This is a genomic window from Mucilaginibacter sp. P2_D11 (genome assembly GCF_056404435.1).
In genome coordinates this window covers 14,633-37,500 of the sequence record NZ_JBFUEA010000004.1, presented here as the reverse complement: position 1 = coordinate 37,500, position 22,868 = coordinate 14,633, and the positions used below count along the sequence as shown (strand labels likewise).

Here is a 22,868-nt window from a genome sequence, read left to right as displayed (position 1 = left end):
GCAGCCATTGGTCCGCCTAATTTCTAAATTCTATTCAAATTTCTATAAATAAAACCTGGAAAAATCCGGCTCAATTGCCAAGGGTAATAAACCGCTCCGGTATGTTCCATCCGCTGATGCTTACCAGCGGTTTAGGCGTATTTTTTTCCGGCGTGTAATCGATGATAATCTTCTTAGTTTCGCCCGGTAACACCGTAACATAGTTATCGCTGTAGAAAGCAGGTAGCAGGCGTTGTTTTGTAACTGCATCCACCACAGATAGCCGGTTGAAAAACGCCAGCGGGCCTTTAGCGGCATTGGTAAGCGTCACTTCTATTTTACCGTTAGATAGGTTCTTGGCGCTTACCTGCAAATCGGCTTTGTCCATTTTTTGGAGTCCGGTGTAGTCGCCTTTTTCGTTAGGTACCCAATAGATATTTTGGCTCAATAAGGTCTTATCCTGCGCCAAAAGCTCCAGCACCACGAATGCACCATCCTCCTTAGCTGTCGCATCAATACTGGGTTTGATGGATAGATACCGCTTGGTGGTAGCCGCCGTCACATCGGCAAATACCTGCGTTATAAGGGTTTCCTTGCCCGCCATATCGTATATCTTGGCTACCAACATCAGGTTGGTCATAGGTTTGAACGTGTTGTTGGCCACCATTACCATGCCATCGGTTGGGTTGTACATAATGTGCAGCGGCGCGCTGCCGTTGTGCAATCCGTAGAGACAGGCATTAGGGTCCAGGTAATAATCGTACATCTGCCCGCGCATGGCTGTCCAGGGGTTTTGCGTTTTCCAGATGATGGTGCCCGTGTACCAATCCCACATGTGCGAACTGAAGCCCTCCATCAGCGCGCGGTACTGGTCGTAATTTACCAACTGGGCCTTGTTGGCGAAATCCTCCGCGTCCTTCGGTTTGCCGAATTTGTTGATGAAACCATCGTAACCGATGTACTTATGGTAATCCCAAACCGGGTCGGTTTTGGTTTTGTGGGTATTTTCGTCATACACCGGCGGCACCAGATTCTCTGCCGGGATAAACCTTTTCAGCGATTCGTAATCGCTCACCCCTACCGAACCTACCTCCGAGTTGAAAGGGAAAGTACGGTCGTTCCAGAACACGGATAGCGGCTGGATGCCGTAGGGCCCGTCGCCATTACCACCCGCCACATTGCGCGACATATTTTCGGAGTTAGAGTATTCTATAAACCAGCGCGTGTTATCCAACGCAGGCATAATGGTGTCTTTCAGTGCTTTCAGGATATCTTCGGGCGGGGTAATTTCGTTGCCGCCGCACCATATGGCCAGCGATGCGTAGTTGCGTATCATTTTCACCTGGTCTTTTATCGATGCCAGGTACAGGCCATGGTCGTCGGGGTACTGGCGGCGCGTCCATTGGTCTTCCAGTTTCATCGGGTCCAGCCAGCGGCCGTTGCAATCGCCCGATCCCCACATATCCTGAAATACCAGCATGCCGTATTTATCGCAGGCCTGGTAAAACTCGGGGCGTTCTATCAATGCGCCACCCCAAACCCTTATCAGGTTCAGGTTCATATCGCGGTGAAAGCGTACCTCGGCATCATAGCGGGCATCGCTAAAGCGTAGCATCTCGTCGGATACTATCCAGTTGCCGCCTTTGATAAACACGCGCTGGCCGTTTACGTTAATCTGGCGGCTCTCGGTGCGGGCGTTCCATTCGGTAGTAAGCTGCCTTACGCCTACAGAGATATCCTGCTGGTCGGATACCTTGCCATCCGCCACAAATTGCAGCTTAAGGTTGTACAAATTCTGCGGGCCGTAGCCGTTTGGCCACCATAGCTTAGGGTTGGCCAGGCTATAATCATCCAGCTTTATCTCCTGCGTTGCATTTGCTTTTAGGGTAACTCTCTTTGATATTGTTTTACCATCCAATATATATTGCAGCGTGCCGCTCACAGGTGCATTGGTAGCATTCTCCAATTCCGTGCTTACTTTGATAATAGCCGGTTGCTGCGGGCCATCGGGCTGGCGGATGCCGGGGACCAGCGTGACTACATGCGGGTTGTTTATTTTTACGGCACGCGTGGTTTGTATGGTAACTTTATCCCAAATGCCGGTGTTGCGGTCGCGGATGGGCTGTATCCAGTCCCAACCGGCGGTGTATTGTATGCCTACGTTTTTGGCAATGGTGCCATCGCCGCCTTGGCCGCCATTGGCATTGCCCACCACATCAGGCGGGTACACGATTACCGCAAGCCTGTTATTGCCGGTTGCCGTAAGCCATTTTGTAATATTGAAACTGCGGCGCATGAACATGCCCTTGTTAAGTTGGCTATTGAGCTTATGCCCGTTCAGGAACACATCGAAGCTGTAGTTTACCCCCCTGAAGTTGAGGTACACCTGGTTGCCTTTTGCTGCAGCAGCCTGCTTAAAATCCTTAACGAACCAGTAGGTGTAATAATCGCGCCCGGTTTTATAGATATCGGGTATCTGCTCGTTATTCATGCCGTAGAATGGGTCGGGCATTTGCTTGTTGGCTACCAAAGTGGTAAGCACGGTGCCGGGTACCGTGGCGGGCATCCAGGCAGCGACATTATAGTTGATGGAGGATATTGCTGTACCCTGATCTTTTGTATTAGCAATAGGCGCGCAACGCCAGCCGGAATTCAATTCATAACTATTTTGCGCTTTTACGGATTTGGTAGCGGCAACTAAAGTGATTACCAGCGCAGAAATAAATAGCGCCTTGGCAACGGTAAGGGATTTGATCATGTTTTTTTATGTGATGTGGGGATTTCAAAAGCATTGCGCTTTTTGCAGAATACTGTGCCTCGGATGCCGCAATAAACGCCTTTTGCTTAAATGACAACCATTAGCTGCCTTTTGCCTACAGGCAAATTGAAATACTTTTCTAACATTTTAATGCACATAATGATATTTAGTGCAACCGGATGCTAAAAATCAGCGTCTTATATGTAAATTAGCGTTTAATATGCCGCTTTTTTAATGTATTAATTAGAAGAATACAGAAAAGCCTGCAATTTAAACCTGAAGAAAATATTTTCTTAATTTAATGGCAATAATGGTGATGATTAAAAGCATGATTATAGTTTTACTATATTTTTTTTTCGTGCTTGTAAGTAATTCCGCTAAAAAGTTGTCCATAGTAAAAAGTGCGGGTACTAATAACGATGGGCAACGATAAATTTATTGAACTGGTTTCGAAACAACTTACAGACGATATAAGTCCGGCGGAAAGCGCCGAACTTAAGCACCTCATCAGTACCTATCCTGCCTGTAAAAAGCAATACGACGAGCTTTGCACTTATTGGGAGCACACCGATACCGAATATACCGACGATGCCACCGCTTTCCAGAAAATACAGGATAAGATAAGCAAGCGCGAAGCTGCCGGCGAAAACAAAGCCGAAGATGAAGACGAGATAGCGCAAATCTTCCCCCTGCCCGTCATAAAAAAAAACAATAGCATAACACGTTTTTGGCCAGCAGCAGCTGCTGCTGTAATTTTATTGGCGGGAGGTCTCTATTTTTTAGAAGCACCTACTTCCCAGCACGAACAGGATGGTTCTACTTTGGGCTGGCAGCAAAAAACCACAAAGAAAGGCGCAAAATCAATCATCACCCTGCCCGATGGTACCAGCGTTACGCTCAACTCCGAAAGTACGCTTAGGTATCCGGCAGCATTTACCGGCCAAACCCGCGAAGTAACCCTGACCGGCGAAGCTTTCTTTGACGTTACTAAGGACCACGAGCATCCCTTCATCATCCACACCGATAAAATGAACGTTAAGGTGCTGGGTACCGCTTTCGATGTAAAATCGTACCCTAACGATGCCGTTAGCGAAACTACTCTGATACGTGGTGCCATAGAAGTTACACTGAAAGACCGCCCGTCAGACCGTATCATCCTGAAACCAAAGGAAAAACTCATCGTGACGAACGACGCCGCAACCATTAAGAAAACCCAGCGCAAAGGAGCCGTTAACGATACCACCCCGGCTGCACAATATGTACTGACTTCGCTTAGCTACATCCGCCAGAACGACAGCACTGTATCCGAAACTTCGTGGATAAACAACCGCTTCGCGTTCAACGACGATAACTTTGCCACCCTCGCCAAAAAAATGGAACGCTGGTACGGCGTTGATATCGTATTCAAAAATGAAGCAGCCAAGCAATACCACTTCAGCGGCGTTTTTGAGAACGATACCATTGCCGATGCACTCATGGCCCTGCAAAGGATAGAGAAATTCCGCTACAAGATAGAGGGGACTACCATTTACATCGACTAAGGCGGAAATAAAGGAAGAACCAAGGGAGTTTAATATCGAATAATGAATTTCGAATATCCAACGCCGAAGGGTTTTTCACTTCATCATCCGGAATCCAAGATTTGGTGTTCGATATTATCTTAAAGGTCGTGCCGCCACGCTAATAATTCTTAAACGTTTTTTGATAGGTCAACGGGCTTTTGCCGGTTATCTGCTTAAAATATTTATGGAAGCTGGCAAAGTTGTAAAAGCCGCTTTGGTAGCATATCTCTTTTACGTGCAGTTTATCCTCTATCAGCAGTTTGCAGGCGTGGCCAATCCTTATCTCGTTGATAAAGCGCGAATACGTTTTGCGGCTACGCAGCTTAAAGTATTTACAGAACGATTTGGGGCTGATATTGGCGATGGCCGCAATCTCATCTAAACTTATCTTTTTGCGGAAGTTGGCTATCGAGTAATTGTAGATATCGTGTATCCTGTCTTTCTCCGGCTCCTGGAAATTATGGCTGAAACCAAGCGAGGCTAGTTGCACTAAGTCTTTGCATTCGCCAATGGCCAGCAGCGCTTCCATCAATAGCATAATTTTGCGGGCGCCATCGGCAGAAAGTATCTTCTCCACCAATTCCCCAATGGCTTGCTGGTTTGCCCCGGTAATTTTGATGCCGCGCTGGGCCAGTTCAATGATGGTGCGTATGCCTATGTTTTCGGGAAGGTTCATGAAGGCTTCGCCCCAAAAATTCTGGTCGAAATGCACCACGCTGATATCCGCAGCAACAGGTTTTTCCTTGTTAAAATACCTATCGTCGAACTTCCAGTAATGGGGCAAGTTTGCGCCCAGCAGCACCACGTCGCCGCTGCCGAAGGTGCTTATATTGTCACCCACGAACTGCGTGCCGTCGCCATTTTTAAAATACACCAGCTCCACTTCGGTATGGTAATGCCAGCGGCTGTTTATGTTGGGCATAGTATCCCTGCGGGCACTGAACGAATGGATAGCGTTCTGCGATAATTTCAGGAGCTGTGGTTTCATTTATTTGATGAGGGCTTACAAAAAGTATGTACGATAACTGGTTATCTAAAGTAAGCTAATTATACTTTAAACTATGCAATTTTTTACATTTTTTTCCAATATCGCTTAACAATATGATAAAAACGTTAATTCTTCACCACACGGTTATGCTTTTATTTGCAATGCTTATACATATGCTCTGGTAAAAAAAGCCCGGCAAAACGAACGCCTGTCCTGTAAAATCGGTACCTTCAGGCGGTATGGCAACAACAAGCACTTAACGGTAAAGATGGATTTGTCCCCTCCGGAAATACCGCTTAATTATTAAATAATTTTTTAAGATAATTTACTTTACGCTTCATGAAAATCCTCTTATCTGCGTTACTTTCGGTAACTATGGTCCTTAGTTTTGCTGCTGATTGCAACGCGCAGCAGGCACCTTATTTAAACAGCCGCCTTACCTACGAAGAACGGGTGAAGGACCTTTTGAGCAGGCTTACCTTGACGGAAAAAGCCATGCTGCTGGGCTACCGCAACCAACCGGTGGAACGCCTTAACATCCCCGCTTACAACTGGTGGAACGAGGGCCTGCATGGCGTGGCCCGCGCAGGCGAGGCCACGGTTTTCCCGCAAGCGATTGCTATGGGGGCAACTTTCAACCCTGCGCTGATCAAGCAGGTAGGCAACGCCATATCCACCGAGGCACGGTCTAAATACAACCTGGCCATCGCTAAAAACAACCACGGCCAATACGTGGGGCTTACGTACTGGTCGCCCAATATCAATATCTTCCGCGATCCGCGCTGGGGCCGCGGGCAGGAAACCTACGGCGAGGACCCGTTCCTCACCAGCCGCATTGGTATGGCCTATGTAGATGGCATGCAGGGCAGCATACCCGGGCAGTTTAAGATTGCCGCCACTGCCAAGCATTTTGTGGCGCATAGCGGCCCCGAAGCTACCCGCGATTACTTCGATGCGCTGGTAAGCGAGCAGGATTTGCACAACACCTACCTATACGCGTTCAACAAACTGGTGAAAGGCGGCGTATCCAGCGTGATGACGGCCTACAACAGCGTAAACGGTACACCCACCTCGGTAAATAACACCTTGCTGCAAAGCATACTGCGTAAAGAGTGGGGCTTCAAGGGCTACATCGTAACGGATTGCGGCGCTTTAGATGATGTGTACACCACTCACAAATACCTAAAAACCCGCGTAGAAGCGGCTGCAGCAGCCATCAAGGCGGGCATCAACCTCGATTGCTCCAGCGTATTGCAAACCGATGTGGCCGAAGCCGTAAAACAGAAATTGATTACCGATAAAGATGTAGATGCTGCATTAGCACCCATGCTGCTTACACAATTCAAGCTCGGCTTTTATAACGACCCAAAGCAATCGCCATATTACAACTTCGGTGCCGATAGCATACACAATGCCGGTCACATCAATTTGGCAAGGTTAGCCGCGCAGCAAAGTATGGTGCTGCTGGAGAATAAGAACAACCTGCTGCCCTTAAAAAGCAACTTGTATAGCAGCATTATGGTAGTTGGCCCAAATGCGGCATCGCTTGATGCGCTGGTGGGTAGCTACCACGGCTTAAATGCAAATATGGTGAACTTCGTGGAGGGTATATCAGGCGCGGTAGATAAAGGCGTAAGGGTAGAATATGACCTCGCCGTTGGCGAAAGCGATACCACCCACTTCGGCGGGATATGGGCCGCTGGCAATGCCGATATTACCATAGCTGTGCTGGGCCTGTTGCCGGTTAATGAGGGCGAAGCAGGCGATGCTTTCCTGTCCCCATCGGGCGGCGATAAAAAAACACTGAGCCTGCCTGCCAGCCAGGTTGCCTTTATGAAAGCCCTGCGCAAAGACGTTAAAAAGCCTATCATCGCAGTGATTACCGCAGGTAGCGATGTAGACATAGCAGCAATAGCCCAATATGCCGATGCCGTTGTATTAGCCTGGTACCCCGGCGAGCAGGGCGGCAACGCGCTGGCAGATATACTTTTTGGCAAAGTGCCGCCATCAGGTCGGCTGCCGCTTACCTTTTACAACTCTATTAACGATTTGCCGGCCTTCGATAACTACAGCATGGCCGGCCGCACCTACAGGTACCATACGGGCAAGGTGCAATACCCCTTCGGCTATGGGTTGGGTTATACCACCTTCAGCTACCAGGCGGCCGGTACCATCAACAAAGAATATAAGCTAAAGGATACCATCACCATAAGCTGTAACATAGCCAATACGGGCAAGGCGGCAGGCATAGAAACCGCGCAGGCCTACATCGTTTACCCTGATAATGCCAACCTGCCCATACAAGAGCTAAAAGATTTTCAAAAGATAGAAATAAACGCCGGCGAAACTAAGGTGGTGCAGCTAAAGATACCCGTAGCCGAATTGCAAAAATGGGATGCGGTGCAGCATAAGTTTAGATTGTTCCCCGGCAGCTATGCCATAAAAGTGGGCAGCAACTCGGCCGACAAGGCCATCGTACAGCGTTTTATTATCAAATAAACGCTGTACCTTCAATGTTTTCCGCAAAAAATTATGTTATTTTAAACATTGATTTTTTACGGGCGAATACACATGCTGGTGGAGCAATTAGGCTATGCCTTAGGCGCACTACAGGAGATATTATTGTTATGCTGACAGCAAAAAAAAGCCGGGGACTCCTCCCCGGCTTTCAACTAAATCTCTGATGGAGTCAAGCGCCTAATTAAACCAATTCTTATGATCAAAACACATCAGTATATAGCAAGAACAATTTATTCTACAATATTGCCTACAGGCATCTAAAAAAAATCACGATAAATTTATACCGGCACCCTATACAAAAACTACTGCAGCTTAATAAGTAGCTATTGATAATGAAATTGAAGTTTATATTAACAGTATTCTTGAATATCACTGCAATTGCCACCGTATGCGCACAAAGCAAAATAACGCTCAACCTGAAGTCGGTGGATTTCAAGAAGACTTTATCAGCCATAGAAAAGCAAAGTAACTACCATTTCGTTTACAGCGAGCACAAGATACCTGTCGATAGAAAGATAACTATCAATGTACAAAACCAGGAAATAACAAAGGTTTTAGACCAGATACTGGAAGGCACGGGTTTTACCTATAACGAACTCCCGAACAACCTCATCGTTATTTTGCCGCTGGGCGAGCAAATGAACACCGGCAATGTTACCGGCCGCGTAATCAACGAAAATAACCAGCCGCTGCCAGGTGCCACCATCCAGATAAAAAAAACTTCCTTTGCCACCTTAACGGATGCCGACGGCTATTTCGCCGTAGATGCGCCGGACAATGCCGTATTGATAATTACCTATATCGGCTATGCCCCGCAGGAAGTCACCGTGGATGGCGCAACTAACCTGGATGTAAAGATGGCACCATTAGATAAGGCGCTGGTAGAGGTTGTGGTAACCGCGCTGGGCTTTAAACGGGAAGAAAGGAAACTTGGCTACGCTATTACCCAGGTAAGCGGTATCGAAACCGCCGAAACGCGCGAAGCAACTTTTATCAACAGCCTGGCGGGCAAAGTAGCCGGTTTAACCGTACAATCGCCGCCGAACGGGCCGGGTGGCTCATCAAGGGTTATCCTGCGTGGGTACTCGTCGTTTTCGGGCTCTAACCAGCCTTTGTACGTAGTAGATGGCGTGCCCATCAATAGCAATACTAAAGAAAATACCGACGAGCCGCTGAAAGTATTCGGCGGCGGCGACCCGGGCGATGGCCTGTCATCTATCAACCCTGATGATATAGAATCGATAAGCGTGCTGAAAGGTGCTTCGGCAGCGGCCCTATACGGAGGCAGCGCGCAGGCTGGCGTAATCTTAATCAGCACCAAAAAGGGCCTCAAAAGCCCCGGCGTAGGCATTGCCTTCAACAGTAATACCACCATAGAGCGCATGGTACCCTACGGCGACCTGCAATACCAATATGGCCGCGGCAACAACGGCAGGCTATACACGGCGGCGGATAACATCTCCAACAGCAATTACTTAACAGGCCAGTCCTGGGGCGAGGCCTTTGCCGGGCAAATGGCACTGGGAGCCGATGGCAAAATAGGGCCATACGTGCCGCAATTCGCTTCAACGCGTTTCGATAAATTCTTCCGCACCGGATTTGCCACCACCAATACCATTGCCTTTACCAAAACTACCGACGATAATAGCTTCCGCGCTTCCTTATCGCAAACCAATAACAACACGCCTATGCCGGGCTCCCGGTACGAAAGGTATAACGGCGTGTTCCGGTTCGTGCAGGATTTTGGCCCCAAGCTGCATACCGACTTCAAGGCCGATCTCTCGCGCACGCTCCGTTTCAACATCCCCCTGCTTAGGGGCGATGACCGGGGTTCGTTCGTAAAGTACTTCATCCGCTCGGATAATGTTACCGATATCGCCTTCCTGAACCAGAAAGACGACGCCGGCAATTACCTGTACACCTATACCAACCCCTATGTACAGTTGCAAAAGGTTGTGAATAACCAAACGCAAAACCGGGTGCTGTCCTCGGCCAATATCAGCTACGATATTACTGATAAGCTGCACGCCAATCTAATAAGCGGCATTGATTACGTAGTTACCGAAGGCTTGCTGGTAAACCTCACCAATAATAAAAACGGCAACGGCGAGCTGAACAATATTACCATCTACCAGCAACGGAGCGATGTGCGCGGACTACTGAGTTACGACGATGCCTTCGGCAATTTCAGCCTGAATGCCTTTTCCGGGTTCGAGTTCCAGAAATCTACCTACCGCTCCTTAAACCTCACCGGCACGGGCCTCGCCGACCCCAACTCTACCGCCCTGAGCAACGTAACCCTGGGCCAGCCCATTCAGGTATCAACCCCGCGCTCAAAAACCAATTCTGTTTTCGCGGCCACGCAATTTGGGTATAAGAACTACCTGTTTTTAGAAGTTACCGGGCGGAACGACTGGTATTCGGCCCTATCCTCAAAACGGCCGGGGTTCATCAACTATATCTTTTATCCCTCGGCCAACCTTAGTTATATTTTCACCGATGCGCTTAAGATAAAGCCCGGGGTATTATCCTACGGTAAATTGCGATTGGCTATAGGCCAAACCGGTAGCAATCCCAACCCCAACCAAACGGACCTCTCCTTTAAATTTACGCCAACGGTAAACAATATCCCCGGCCAGGAAATAAGCAATGTGTCGCTGCCGCCAAGTTCACTAAAACCCGAAACCACTACCGAAACAGAATTAGGTACCGAACTGCGCTTTTTCCGCGACAGGCTTTTTATCGATTTTGCCTGGTATAATAAAGTATCCAGAAACTTCCTGCTGCCCATTACGCTGCCCGCGGCTACCGGCTTCAATTCATCGTACCAAAACGCCGGCTCTATGACTAACAAAGGAATTGAGCTACTTATTAACGGAATACCCCTAAAAACCTCGGATTTTTCATGGGAATTGGGCGTAAATTACGCAAAAAATAAAAACCGAGTTACCGCTCTTAACGATGCCTCGGCGGTTAACGGGGTGGCGTTTTATTACAATATCAAAGCCAAAGTGGGGTATCCGCTGGGCTCTATATTCGGTACGCCGCTGCGCCGCGATGCCGACGGGCAACTACTTTACAAAGCCATAAGCACCGATGGCACGGGCGTAAAAAACGCGGTGGTGATTGACAAAGGGGCTTTAACTTACGATGCATCGGGCAACCCGCTAAGGCAAAGCAATGGTTCGCTTGCGGTGAACAACGAAACTTATTTGGGTACCGCCAACCCCGATTGGTCGGGCGCCATAACCAACACTTTCCGGTACAAAAACTTCAGGCTGAGTATTTTGATAGACGGACAATTTGGCGGCCAGGTTTATGAAGACGGTGCGCGCTGGGCGGGCTTTTTCGGCAATTCTAAATGGACCTTGCAGGGCCGCGACGGTAAATACATACCGCAGGGAATGGTAAATACGGGCACCGATGCCGCGCCAAACTACATCAAAAATACGCTGCCTTACAGCCCTTACCAGCAATACAACGCCGCTGCCACGCTGGTCTATTACGCCGACGAGATGTCGGTTTTTAGCCGTACGTTCATCAAATTCAGGCAAGTGGCCTTAAGTTATACGCTGCCAAAAGGCATGCTGGCGCATACCCCCGCAAAATCGGCAACGTTCTCGCTTATAGCGCGCAACCTATTCTATATACGCAAGGATCTGCCTATTTTCGACCCGGAGGCATCTGACAGCATAGGCAATGGCTTTGGGTTCGACACAGGCGGGTTGCCCATCAGCCGTACTTTCGGGTTTAATTTAAACGTCAACTTTTAGCTGCAAAACCCCATGAAAGCCACCATAAAGAAAGTATTTGCTCTTTTGTGTACGGTTGCACTGCTACCCGCCTGTACTAAAGATTTTGCCGATTATAACCTGAACCCCGATGGGGTAAGCACGCCCCAGCCCGCCTATTTATTGTCGGATGCGTTGGTGAGAACCTCGCAGGCCGATATGGAGCCGCGCACCAATTATTGCCATGCTTTTATGCAGTATGGATACTCAGATTTTTGGTCGGGCACTACATATGCCCTTTCAGACGATATCGCCCGCCGTTACTGGAACAATTTTTACATCCCCGTGCTGCAAAATCTGGAGTACGTATTACCGCTGCTAAAAGCCGATGCCGGCCTGGTAACTACCTATGCCGCAGCGCGGATATGGCGGGTTTTCATCTACCAAAAACTCACCGATTTTTACGGCGACATCCCCTACAGCCAAGCTGGCAAGGCGTTGGCCAGCGGCATTTTCACCCCGGCTTATGATACTCAGCAGATAATCTATGCCGATTTGGTGAACGAGCTCAGGGCCTCGATAGCCCTGCTACGAGCCAATCCTGCTATAGCTGTTCAGGGCGACCAGTTTTACGGCGGCAGTGCCGACCAATGGCGTAAGCTGGCCGCATCGTTGTTACTAAGGGTTGGTATGCGCCTGATAAAGGTCGACATAGCGCAGGCATCAAAGCTGGCCAAAGAAGCTTATGCCGAGGGCGTGATGGCCTCCAATATGGATATGCCCGTGTTGAAACATAACACTGCGGCGCCCAACGGCTTCGCGTTTAACCTGAACGACCAGCATTTCTTCCTGCATCAAACCCTTATCAACCATATGCGCGCCAGCGGCGACCCGCGCCTGAATATATATGGCGCGGTTTACAGCAAAGAAGCCTTTTTAGGCGGCGTAGTAACCTCTACCGACACCTCTAAGTTTATCGGCTACAGCTTTAAAGCTACCGCCCCGGCACCAAACACGCGGGTAAACTATGCCGTGTTCCAGCCCAAGGAGACGGTGTTCTTTGATTTCCAATACGCCGAGGTAGAATTTTTATTAGCCGAGGCCATCTTGCGCGGCTTTATTACCGGCGATGCCGCCGCCCATTACCAGGCGGGTGTAACGGCGCACATGCAATCGCTGACCTTGTTGCCTACTGCGCCGAACATCAGCAACGCGCAAATAACGGCGTACTTAGCCAAAAACCCTTTGGTAAACCCGGCAAATCCAACCACCGAAGGTTCGATAGAGCGCATCAATACCGAGTTTTGGCTGGCGGGCTTTATTTTTGATGCCGATGAAGCCTATGCCAACTGGCGGCGTACGGGCTACCCCAAACTCACACCCAACCCAAATACCATCACCGGGCAAAGCGATTCCCATGGGGTTATACCGCGCAAGCTGCCCTACCCGCAACAAGAGTTTACGCTGAACAGCGATAACGTAAACCGTGCCCTGGCCGCATACGGCGGCCTGAACGATTTTAACCCGCAGGCGAGGGTTTGGTGGGATAAATAAGAGCAATCAAATTCCCTCTTTCAACACCACATGCTTGATGTTTTTGCGGTTGAAAGTGTAGGTGATGTGTATGAAGCCGTCTTTAGTTTGAATGATAGCCGGGTAGCTGTATTCCTCCGTGGTGCCATCCTCCAAAACGGCAATGTCGTGCCATGTATTGCCATCGGTAGAACAGGCCACGCGTAGTTTGCTTCGGCCATTGTACCATTCTTTGCCCGGCACATCGGGGTTGTAAACAATAAGCTGTTTGCCGCTTTTGAGGGTCACTGCATCCGTACCCGAATTGGGGTTCAGTAGCGTAGTAGCAGACAAGGCACCCCAACTTTTCCCCTTATCGTAAGACCATGCCTGTACCACCGTGCCCTCTTTGCTGCGGCATAAAATCTGCAGGCTGCCATTTTTATAGGTAAGAATGCTCGGCTGTATTACGTCGAACCTGCCGTTGGTATCTACCGGTATATTCGTCCAGGAGGCTCCCATATCAACAGAGCGTTCCATGTGTACCTTCCATCTGCCATTATTCTCCTCTATGCTGGATGGGGACAATATGCTGCCATCGGCCAATTGGATGGGCTTGTTTTTAATTGGGCCCAGTACGCCCTTCGGCAATGCATTCGCTGCCGACCAGCTAAGGCCGTTGTCCTCAGAAGTTTTCAGCATCCCCCACCACTCCCTGGGGTTAGGGCCAACTTTATAGAAAAGAAACAGTTTGCCGGTTTTTAGTTTGAACAGTACCGGGTTCCAGGTGGGATAACGGGTTGCGCTGTCTATCACGCCATCGGCAATCATGATGGGTTGTTTTACGCCGGCGGCATTATCCAGCTTTTTGAGCCATATAGAAACATCGGGCCTGCTCTCTGCCGAGCCGCCGAAACAGGCTATTAGCAGGTCGCCTTTTTTTGTCTCTACGATGGTAGAAGCATGGCACTGCGCAAAGGGAGGCGCATCGAATACCAATTCAGTCTTTACTTTTTGCCATTCGGTTTGCGCCGATGCGCAGGCGAAAACCAATATAAACGCGCCCATGAGCGCCAAGCATTTCCGGCTGATATAAAAAGGCACTATCTTGATCTCCAACATTATTCGCATAAACTATCGTTAATATCCTTCAGCAAAATTCAGTGTAAGTCCGGTTGCTCCCGGGCTGATGCGGAACACCTCTTTATCCTCCAATTTAGAAAATTTACCGTTAGGCGTATGGATGCGGTAATCGAGCCCCTGGAATTGGCAACTAATGTCCGAATCGCCGATGGACTGGAAAGGCAAATTTGCTTTTGCCGATACGTTAAGGTCCAGGAACCAATTGGCCGGCGCCTTGCCTGCAATGGTTACGGTCAGTTTCTTTTCGTCCAGATTTATTACCAGCGTACCTTTGCCGGTTTTAAGCGGCCAGGCAACACGCAACTTACCCGGAGAAGGATTTGTAATTTTAGGGTTTCCGCCGGTTAATGCCACCACCTTACCATTTTCAACGGTTTTAAAACTTAAGCCGGCTATATCATCGGGGGTGCTCCACAAATAACCATCAACAAAGGGGAGCGTGTAAAACGAACATACATTGGTCTCTACCTTTTTGGTAAGGTAGGCCGACGGTAGTTTCTCGTTAAACAGGTGGATATCCCTAAAACGCAGTGTGCCTTTTTCCCAAAGCAAATTGGCCCGGTAAAACCTGCTGTTGAACCACACCGTTTTGCAGTCGCCCGTGCCAATATCTTCATTAACCGTAACCGATGTTGCCGGCGTGGTTTTGTAATGCTTACGAAACCAGGTGCCCGATTCGGCCAGCGTTTCTACCTGTACTTTTTTCTCGTCTCTCAATTTGGCTATCAGGGGCATCTGTATATCAAAACCTTTTGCCATGGCATCCCAGGTAAAAGAATTTTCCTGCCCGGCCTGGGTGTAACCAAACTCCATCGGTTCGCCATTTACCAGCTGCTTAAAAAACCAATCTACCCATTCTGCGCTGCCACCGGCCTCTTTATAAACGGGTTCCAGCGTAATAACGCCCTGCCAGGTGGTGCCTAATCCTGCATCGTACTGCCGCACGGGGTCGCTGCCCAGCATCCGGAATATCGGCACAGGGATTTGATTCGCTTCGTGCTGTGCAGGCATATACGAGTTTACTTTGCTTGGATAATAGGCCTGGTTCCAGTAACCGCCCCAAAGCGTATAGCCATCTGTACCATACTGATCCTTGCAATTGCTGGATGCTACGATATGGTATTTTTGGTACAAGTAGTTTAAGGTGTGTTCATCAATAAACCAGGAGCCTACCGATTTAGGATAATAGCCAAAGATGCTTTTAAAATCCTCCATATAAACATCGGCCAGCTTTTCCCTTTCTTCGGGCGTATAGCCTGTAGAGAAGCCAATGTTGGCGTGCCAATCCCAGGGGTAGCGGCCACGCCACTTTAAACCGGCTTTCTCTACCATCGGCTGGGGTATCTCCCACCAGGCACCAATTTCAAAACTGCCTGCTGGCAGGCTTTTCAGCAGTTTTTGGTAGCGGGCATCCATCAGGGCATCGTATTGCAGCAGGAATGTTCCGCGCAGCTTATACTTATTCATGATATCCACCTGTTTTACAACTGTTTGGTAAAGCACGTCTTGCGTAACCGCAGGGTCCCTCGGCTCCAGCAGGCGAATAAAGTTTACGATGTTGACTATCCTGGGCTTAACTTTACGCTTAGGCGGCGTGGCAAGCGATGGAAGCATTGCCATCACCCCGGCAAATGCCAATATACTTGCCGCAAGTGTCCGTAATTTCATCGGTGGTTGTTTTAGTAAATGCCCCCGAATTTAAATAAAATATGCAGTTTCTTCTATGAGTTGAAGCTTTGTTGCGAACTCTCAATTGTATATTTGAGGCACCAGGCCATATTATCATGCACCGTTTACATACTGTTTATAATACTTTGGATAACCCGCCTAGCGCATCAACTTTAGTTATCGGTTATATACTCCTATTTCTATTTGTTGCTTTTTGTATCATAATGCATTTAAGAACAGGACAAAGATTGAAAGTAACACTTAGGGGTGGACTAACGGCCAATCCTTTTCTGGCTATAATACCGCTGGTTGCTATTTTCACTTTGTTTTATTTAAGTACCGTTAAACTTAAGATTGATGTATATGAGCATGATAAAGCGTTATTAAATGGCAACAGTAAGGAACTCAAGATGGTGGAAGGGCCTGTTAAAGATTATTGTCCTGAAGCAGCAGAGGGTCATGGCAATGAAGAGTTTACAGTAAAAGGCGTTTTTTTTCATTATTCTCATTTTGAAGAAGGCCGGTCGGGATATAACAAGACTTTTTGGTACGGCGGCGTTATACGCCAAAACCTGTATGTTAAAATAGTTTATTACTATGATGGAGACAGGAATGCTATACTTAGGCTTGATACGGAATGATATGTTCCCGTAATCTATAAGGCAGGAGGCTAGAGTAGTATTTGCAGATTGAAGTATAAAAACCGAACCGGCGTGGAAAATTTCCTACGCCGGTTCGGTTTTGCCTTATATTGTTTTCGTGAATGGATTCGAACCACTACTAGCAGAGTCAGAGTCTGATGTGCTACCGTTACACTACACGAAAGTTTTGCAGCTTTAGTGCTGCCGGGGCACAAAAGTAATAAAATTTACAGATTTTCGAAAAAACCTATTTGAAAAGGCGGCCTCCCTTCCCTTAAAAATTTTACCCGCCAAGATTTAACCCGCCTGTTTTACGTTTAAAGCCATTATCCTATCTTCGCAATTGTATGATGTACACCAACTTCGCCAAACATAAATTCAGCATCCTTGCCATACTTGCCTTAGTTTTTTTGCTCACTGCCTGCGGCGGACCAAAAAAAAATAAAATCTATACCAGCATCCAGAACGATGAATCTGTAAAACCTACTTTTATGCCGGTAAAGGGTATCCGCTATACCGAGGTGCGGCGGAACTTTAAAAACGGCGTGGCGTTTAACGAAGATGGTTACCAATTGGAGCCCGAGTGGCGTTTTTCGTTCCTGTCAGACGACTCCGTAAACATCTATAACCCCAAGCGTAAGATGTTCGTGAACGCCCCGGTGCTGTTCGATCACGATTCTCTTTTTAACATTGCATGGTCATGGATGCGCTTGCGTAAACTTACCCGGGATAGCATCTCCTTCCAAATAATGAAAGTGGAGGGCCGCTCGCTCATGCGCGACCAATCGGTAGTGTACATGACGCTCTACGCCGATGATTACATCAAAAACAAATTACACACCACCGCCGCTGCGTTAATGAAACCTACCCGTGCCGACACCCTGTTTATCCAACGGAAAACGGCACTGGCCAATAAAGATACCTCCAAGGCATTCTCTGCCCGGGAGCCTGCAGTACTCACCAGCAAAACCAAACTGCTTACTATAAAACCAATAAGCAGCCTAACCGTAGATGAAATACGGGAAGGCGTTAACCAGGATTATATGCTGCCCGAGTACGACATCAGCATAAAAAACGCCTACGACGACTTTAAATACTCGTACTCGATACGGGTAGATGCCAACGGCTCCCTGCATTTCCTGCGTTCCGTAATCTTCTTGCATCCGGAATTTGTGGCCTCGTATAACCGGGCCATGCGCGGCATAACCGATGGCTACCTGAGGGCATACCTCAACGTAAAACCAGGCACCACCCTGGGCATTCCGCATGCATGCTTTATTATCGTAAACGTAGCGGGGACTAAGAAGGGGTGATGAGATGCGGTTGTCTGAACTCGAATTTAATGAATTTTAAGAATGGGCAGAATTAAAAGCATTCTGTTAGTTCGGTAAATTCCATAAAATTCGAGTTCAGACAGATATCGAATAACAAACTAAACGCATTAGTTCTTCTTCTCCACCTTCTCCTTCAACACCCTTTTCACCGGCGAAACCGATTTGGTGATGGTAAACCCTTGGATGATATCTTTTGGGTTCTTCACTTTGGCCAGGGAGTTGATGTAGGCATCGGCCATTAGTTTGTACATATATTCCTTGGGGAAATCGGCTTTACTGGTAACTTTAATATAGCGGAACTGCTTGCCGTTACCTATCAGCATTTTTTGCGGGTCCTCCAGTTCGCTGCCCCAGTTGAAACCAAATATCACGCTTTGATTGGTGCGCCAAATGGCCACGTTGCAAAATACCTGGCCCAGCTTCTCCGTGGGCGACCAGCCAAACGCCACGGCGTTATATGCATCGTAAACCAGTTCGTTGGTATCGGGGAACAGATCCCATGCAAAATCGCGCAGCCATAAAGCAAGTTCGATGGTCTCGGGCTTAAAGGGTTCCATAAACTTCAGCAGGTCTATGGTTTGTTCTTTGCTCACGGGTTTAGAGATTAGTCGTCTAAATATAGCTGATTTTCACCGTAGAGACGCAATATTTTGCGTCTGCCGTAAAACAGGTCAAATCTGCAAATCGGATTTGCATCATGCATTTGCAAACGGAGACTGTAGCAAAACCCATGTTGCCCCATGAGCATAGCGTGCTATTAGATGCAGTAGCTTTTTTGCGCAAATATAGCACACAGCAACTAGGTAGTGACACTATTTTGACACCACTTTTAAATTTGCAAATACCTGATTAATAGCATATTGCTAGTGTTCACGGCGTTCACGCTGCGCTGCGTGAACACTTAATGAAAGCTTCTGGCGTTTGTTTGCTGCCACAACAAAACCACAAGGATGTTATAATATCAACTTGCCCGATTTATGATGCAACCTTTACCTTAACCTCTACGCGCTATATATTCCACCAATACGTCCACTTCACCGTTAGCTGCCTGTTTTTCACCATAAAGGGCGATGGGATGGAATTGTCGCCATAAACAATAAACAAATCGGAAGCGGGTTTATAACGCCATTGCAAGCGGGTGTTGATATTCATGTTGCGGGCTTGCTCGTTGTACTGCACAAAGGTGGTAAAGTACAGGTTGTTGGTGAAAGTAACATCCGTTCGCGGTCCAATGAGCCAGAAACTGTTGCGGCCAAAGGGCTGTGGCAGGCGCAAATCGTTATAAGAAGCAGTCACGGCGATGTTTACATAGGGCTGAAAGCGGTAGCCCAATTGGCTGCTCAGGGTAAGCTTAGTGCCATCGTCATAGTAGCCGCCGTATGCCGCTTCGAACACATAGGTAAATACGCTTTGCGGCTTGGAGATGTACTGCACGTCGGCTGTGTTCCAGTGGCTCTCGAAACCAACGGGCAGATTGCCTTTACCTATATTAGTGGGGTCGTATGGGCGCAGCAGCTTTACATAAGTATCGACTCCCGAAAACCACAACTGGCTGCGGTTGCGGAAAGTGATGATATAGCTGAAGATGCTCTCGTTGTCGGTTCTCTTGAAGTGCTCGTCAAAAAAATAGTTAGACGATAGCTGCAGGCTGTGAATCAGCACCGACCCATTCTTCGGGAAGAAATTATGCAGCAACAGCGGACTAAGCTTATTATACCCCCGGCGAGGCACATAGCCTACTTCGGCGTTGTAATTGCTGCCTACGTATTGCTGTTGCAGGTACAACGTCCAATACTTGCTGAGGTATTGCAGGTGCGCGGCCTGTACGTAATCGTGCCCCTTTATGCCCGGACTGAACGATTTCAGGCCCAGCAACTTACCCGTCCACAAGTTATTGGAGGATGCCAGGTTGTATTCTATCCCCACATTACGGTTATAACCCGGCGCGGTGTTGCCTGCAACAGGTGCGCTGCCGGTGGCATCCTTGTTGATGAACATGATGCCGATGTTGGAGCGCGAGAAAACCCGCCTTTGCAAAGTTACCACACCAAAGTTTTGGCCGGGTAGGTTGTTGATATCCGTTTGGCCGGTTTGTACGTCCATCACGCCCACGCGCCAGTCTTTATTGATTTTGCCGGTTAGCCTGGTGCCGAAGCGGATAGGCGCATTCAACCCCACCCTGCGCGAAAAGAACGGCCGTATATCGGCATAGCCGAAGTTGGAGAACAAATCGCCATTCTCTAAAAAGAACTGGCGTTTTTCGGGGAAGAAAAGTTCGTAGCGGTTGAGGTTTATCACCTGCTGGTCTACATCCACCTGCGAGAAATCGGGATTAACCGTCATATCGAGATTAAGCGAAGAAGTGAGCCCAATCTTTACATCGCCGCCAATATCCTTGCGCCAGCTGGTACCTGTTTTATTCTGATAATCTTTACTAACACCGCCCAAAACGTAGGGTATGATAGATACATTGCTGCTGGCTACGGGCGGTTCTTCGTCCCAAACCAGCGTACCTGTGTAGGCAAGCGATGCCGTTGGGAATTGCCTTGGCACAGGTGCCCAGCTCGATTTTTCGGTAGATTTAAGGTCGTTGCGGCTGAAGTTGATGCCCCACTCGCGGATGCCTTTTTTATAGCGGATGCTTTTGAAGGGGATAGCCGCCTCCCACACGTACCTGTCCGGATAGTTTTTCACTACCGAATACCATTTGTTATCCCAGCTCAAATCCACCTTACCGCCCTCGTACATGGTGCCATCCCATTGCGCGCCGGCCGCGTTTGCGCCGAAGCTGAAGCCATCGGTACGGGCATCGAAGGGATCCATAAACAGCAAAAAGTTATCGTTTTTACCGAAGCTAAAATCGCGCTTAAGCGATTCTACCATATTTTGGCCCGGCAGGCCGCCGTAGCAAATGGCTACTACGTAAAGGTTATCGTTATCATAGGTCATCTTCACCGTGGTAAGTACCTTGGCAAAGCTGGTATCCATAGGCAAAACCAGGTAGAAGTTGCTGGCAGAGTCGGCGCGCTGCCAGTCGGCTTCATCTACCACACCATCTATTTTTATAGGGGCCGATGCCCGTTTGATGTGGTACCGGTAAGCGGCGTTCTTTTTTTGGGCTAGGGCAGCAAGGCCCGGCAGGCACAAGCAAAGCAGCAGTAAGGTGAGTTTTCCTGTCGACAATGGGTGTAAGCTAATGGTTTGAATACTTGGTAACGAATAACAATAATATACATATTATCGCATAAAACGATGGCGATGTGTATTACACACACATTTGTTACGAGGCCCTTTATTGAGCTCGGTTTTTGTCCAGTTTTTATTTTATGGAAATTTGAAAAAAACGGGCGAAAGTGGGCCGCCCTGAGAGAGGCATACCTGCTGGCTTTTTGCCGCGGACACCAGAAAAAATCTGCCAAAATTTGCTAAAATACCTTCAAAAATCTGCGTTTTTCCTACGTTTTTCGGTGTTTTTTGTAGCCTTTAGGGCTTTTTCGCCCAAAATGCAAAAAGGGCTTAATTTGCGCAGAATGGCCGTTTTTGGCTAAATACCACATTTTCGGGCAATAAAAAATTTCCAGCTTTTTCCAGGTTTTGAGCGAATTTCAGCTATGATTTTCCAGGAATTTCCAGCTTTGTTTATGCAAGCATTTCGCACAAACACACCCCTCCACCCCTCTCAAGAGGGGAATCGCGCAATCCCCCGCGCGCAGTATTCAAAGAACGATTTCCCTTTCCAACACGTTCACCATCTCCCACCCCAAAACAATATATTATTACCTTTGCCCCATGCTTACCCTTCGCCAGCTATTTCTGAATAACAACGCCCAAACCACCCACTTCCCGCTGTTGCTGGAGTTTGAGCGTGCACAAGGCGTCTATTTGTACGATAAGGATGGCAAACCCTTTACCGATCTTATCTCGGGCATCGGCGTAAGCAACCTGGGGCATGGCAATGCGCGGGTTATTGATGCGATTAAGGATCAGGCCGATAAATACATGCACCTGATGGTGTATGGCGAATACGTACAAACCCCGCAGGTGCGTTTTGCCGAAAAGCTGGTTGCTGTTTTGCCCGATGGACTCAACTCGGTCTACTTCACCAACTCGGGTGCCGAAGCAGTTGAGGGCGCGCTGAAGCTGGCCAAACGCCATACGGGCAGGCAGCAGATAGTGGCGATGCATAATTCCTACCATGGCAGCACCCATGGTGCGCTTAGCGTAATGGGCAACGAAGAATTTAAGCAGGCTTACCGCCCGTTATTGCCGGGCGTAAATTTCATACGTTTCAACGAGACGGATGACTTACAATATATCACTACCAACACTGCCTGTATAATCGTAGAAACCATACAGGGCGAGGCGGGCATCCGCGTGCCCGAGGCAGCGTACATGCAGGCCCTTCGCGACCGTTGTACCGAAGTTGGCGCCTTGCTGATATTGGATGAGATACAGGCTGCCTTCGGTCGCACAGGCAAGCTTTTCGCCTTTGAGCATTTCGGCATCGTGCCGGATATTTTACTGCTGGCCAAAGCACTTGGTGGCGGTATGCCCGTAGGGGCTTTCGTAGCTTCGGGCGAGGTGATGGCGGCATTTAAAGAGAACCCCATACTTGGCCACATTACCACCTTTGGCGGGCACCCCGTGTGCTGCGCCGCCGGACTCGCCGCTTTGGAGGTTTTGCTGGATGATAAGCTAATAGACGGCGTAGCAGCTAAAGAGACCCTTATCCGAAGCAAGCTTACTCACCCCGCCATCAAAGGCATCCGTGGCAAAGGCCTGATGCTCGCGGCCGAATTCGAAAGCTTCGACCTGAACAAAAAAATAATCGATCGCTGTATTGAAAATGGTGTAATTACCGACTGGTTCCTCCACTGTAGTAACTCTATGCGTATTGCGCCACCGTTAATCATTACCGAAGCGCAGATACTTCATGCTTGCGAAGTGATTATGGAGGCTGTTGAGTTTTATACTTCCTGAACTTAGGTTTAACCGCAAAGAGCGCGAAGTTTTCGCAAAGAGGCGCAAAGGT

The 22,868-nt window shown here is 48.4% G+C and carries 13 protein-coding genes and 1 tRNA gene; 7 read left to right on the top strand and 7 right to left on the bottom strand.

All coding sequences use genetic code 11. The features are described 5' to 3' along the window. Positions 1-70: 70 nt before the first annotated feature. Positions 71-2,737 carry a glycoside hydrolase family 2 protein gene (locus AC1DXC_RS06820; protein WP_477458391.1) on the bottom strand — a complete coding sequence of 889 codons (2,667 nt, stop codon included), beginning with the start codon at positions 2,735-2,737 and terminating at the stop codon, positions 71-73. Between the two features lie 419 nt (positions 2,738-3,156). Here AC1DXC_RS06820 and AC1DXC_RS06815 point away from each other — a divergent pair, with 419 nt between their 5' ends. Next, positions 3,157-4,278, top strand: coding sequence for a FecR family protein (locus tag AC1DXC_RS06815; protein WP_477458390.1), 1,122 nt, complete (start codon positions 3,157-3,159; stop codon positions 4,276-4,278). A 139-nt stretch (positions 4,279-4,417) separates the two neighbouring features. On the opposite strand, the gene AC1DXC_RS06810 is transcribed toward AC1DXC_RS06815, so the two are convergent. Next, positions 4,418-5,287 (bottom strand): AraC family transcriptional regulator, encoded by an 870-nt coding sequence (locus AC1DXC_RS06810; RefSeq protein ID WP_477458389.1) that lies wholly within the window; start codon positions 5,285-5,287, stop codon positions 4,418-4,420. Between the two features lie 339 nt (positions 5,288-5,626). Here AC1DXC_RS06810 and AC1DXC_RS06805 point away from each other — a divergent pair, with 339 nt between their 5' ends. The 3 genes from AC1DXC_RS06805 to AC1DXC_RS06795 all read left to right on the top strand — a co-directional run bounded on the left by AC1DXC_RS06805 (position 5,627) and on the right by AC1DXC_RS06795 (position 13,092). Beyond that, the gene (locus tag AC1DXC_RS06805; RefSeq protein ID WP_477458388.1) at positions 5,627-7,786 is read left to right on the top strand and encodes a glycoside hydrolase family 3 N-terminal domain-containing protein; all 2,160 of its coding nucleotides are present in this window, start codon (positions 5,627-5,629) and stop codon (positions 7,784-7,786) included. A 353-nt stretch (positions 7,787-8,139) separates the two neighbouring features. Beyond that, positions 8,140-11,580, top strand: coding sequence for a SusC/RagA family TonB-linked outer membrane protein (locus AC1DXC_RS06800; RefSeq protein WP_477458387.1), 3,441 nt, complete (start codon positions 8,140-8,142; stop codon positions 11,578-11,580). Between the two features lie 12 nt (positions 11,581-11,592). Next, positions 11,593-13,092: a SusD/RagB family nutrient-binding outer membrane lipoprotein gene (locus tag AC1DXC_RS06795; RefSeq protein ID WP_477458386.1), complete on the top strand. Its 1,500-nt coding sequence runs from the start codon at positions 11,593-11,595 to the stop codon at positions 13,090-13,092. Positions 13,093-13,098: 6 nt separating this feature from the next. Here AC1DXC_RS06795 and AC1DXC_RS06790 read toward each other — a convergent pair whose 3' ends face one another. After that, entirely contained in the window at positions 13,099-14,181 is a 1,083-nt protein-coding gene (locus AC1DXC_RS06790; RefSeq protein ID WP_477458385.1) for a sialidase family protein, read from the bottom strand. A 9-nt stretch (positions 14,182-14,190) separates the two neighbouring features. After that, positions 14,191-15,861, bottom strand: a complete 1,671-nt coding sequence (locus AC1DXC_RS06785; RefSeq protein ID WP_477458384.1) for a hypothetical protein — start codon at positions 15,859-15,861, stop codon at positions 14,191-14,193. 224 nt (positions 15,862-16,085) lie between these two features. Between AC1DXC_RS06785 and AC1DXC_RS06780 the strand changes: the two genes are divergently transcribed. Next, on the top strand, positions 16,086-16,502 hold the full coding sequence (locus tag AC1DXC_RS06780) for a hypothetical protein (RefSeq protein WP_477458383.1): 417 nt from the start codon (positions 16,086-16,088) through the stop codon (positions 16,500-16,502). A 113-nt stretch (positions 16,503-16,615) separates the two neighbouring features. Here AC1DXC_RS06780 and AC1DXC_RS06775 read toward each other — a convergent pair. Next, positions 16,616-16,686: transfer RNA gene (locus AC1DXC_RS06775), tRNA-Gln, on the bottom strand. A 163-nt stretch (positions 16,687-16,849) separates the two neighbouring features. Here AC1DXC_RS06775 and AC1DXC_RS06770 point away from each other — a divergent pair. Next, the gene (locus tag AC1DXC_RS06770; RefSeq protein WP_477458382.1) at positions 16,850-17,815 is read left to right on the top strand and encodes a hypothetical protein; all 966 of its coding nucleotides are present in this window, start codon (positions 16,850-16,852) and stop codon (positions 17,813-17,815) included. Between the two features lie 128 nt (positions 17,816-17,943). Here AC1DXC_RS06770 and AC1DXC_RS06765 read toward each other — a convergent pair whose 3' ends face one another. Together AC1DXC_RS06765 and AC1DXC_RS06760 are read right to left on the bottom strand one after the other, a co-directional pair. Next, positions 17,944-18,429: a hypothetical protein gene (locus AC1DXC_RS06765; protein WP_477458381.1), complete on the bottom strand. Its 486-nt coding sequence runs from the start codon at positions 18,427-18,429 to the stop codon at positions 17,944-17,946. Between the two features lie 415 nt (positions 18,430-18,844). Next, on the bottom strand, positions 18,845-21,019 hold the full coding sequence (locus tag AC1DXC_RS06760; RefSeq protein WP_477458380.1) for a carbohydrate binding family 9 domain-containing protein: 2,175 nt from the start codon (positions 21,017-21,019) through the stop codon (positions 18,845-18,847). Positions 21,020-21,625: 606 nt separating this feature from the next. On the opposite strand from AC1DXC_RS06760, the gene AC1DXC_RS06755 reads away from it, so the two are divergent. Continuing rightward, a complete protein-coding gene (locus tag AC1DXC_RS06755; protein WP_477458379.1) occupies positions 21,626-22,816 on the top strand; it encodes an aspartate aminotransferase family protein in 1,191 nt (396 codons plus the stop codon). Positions 22,817-22,868 lie beyond the last annotated feature (52 nt).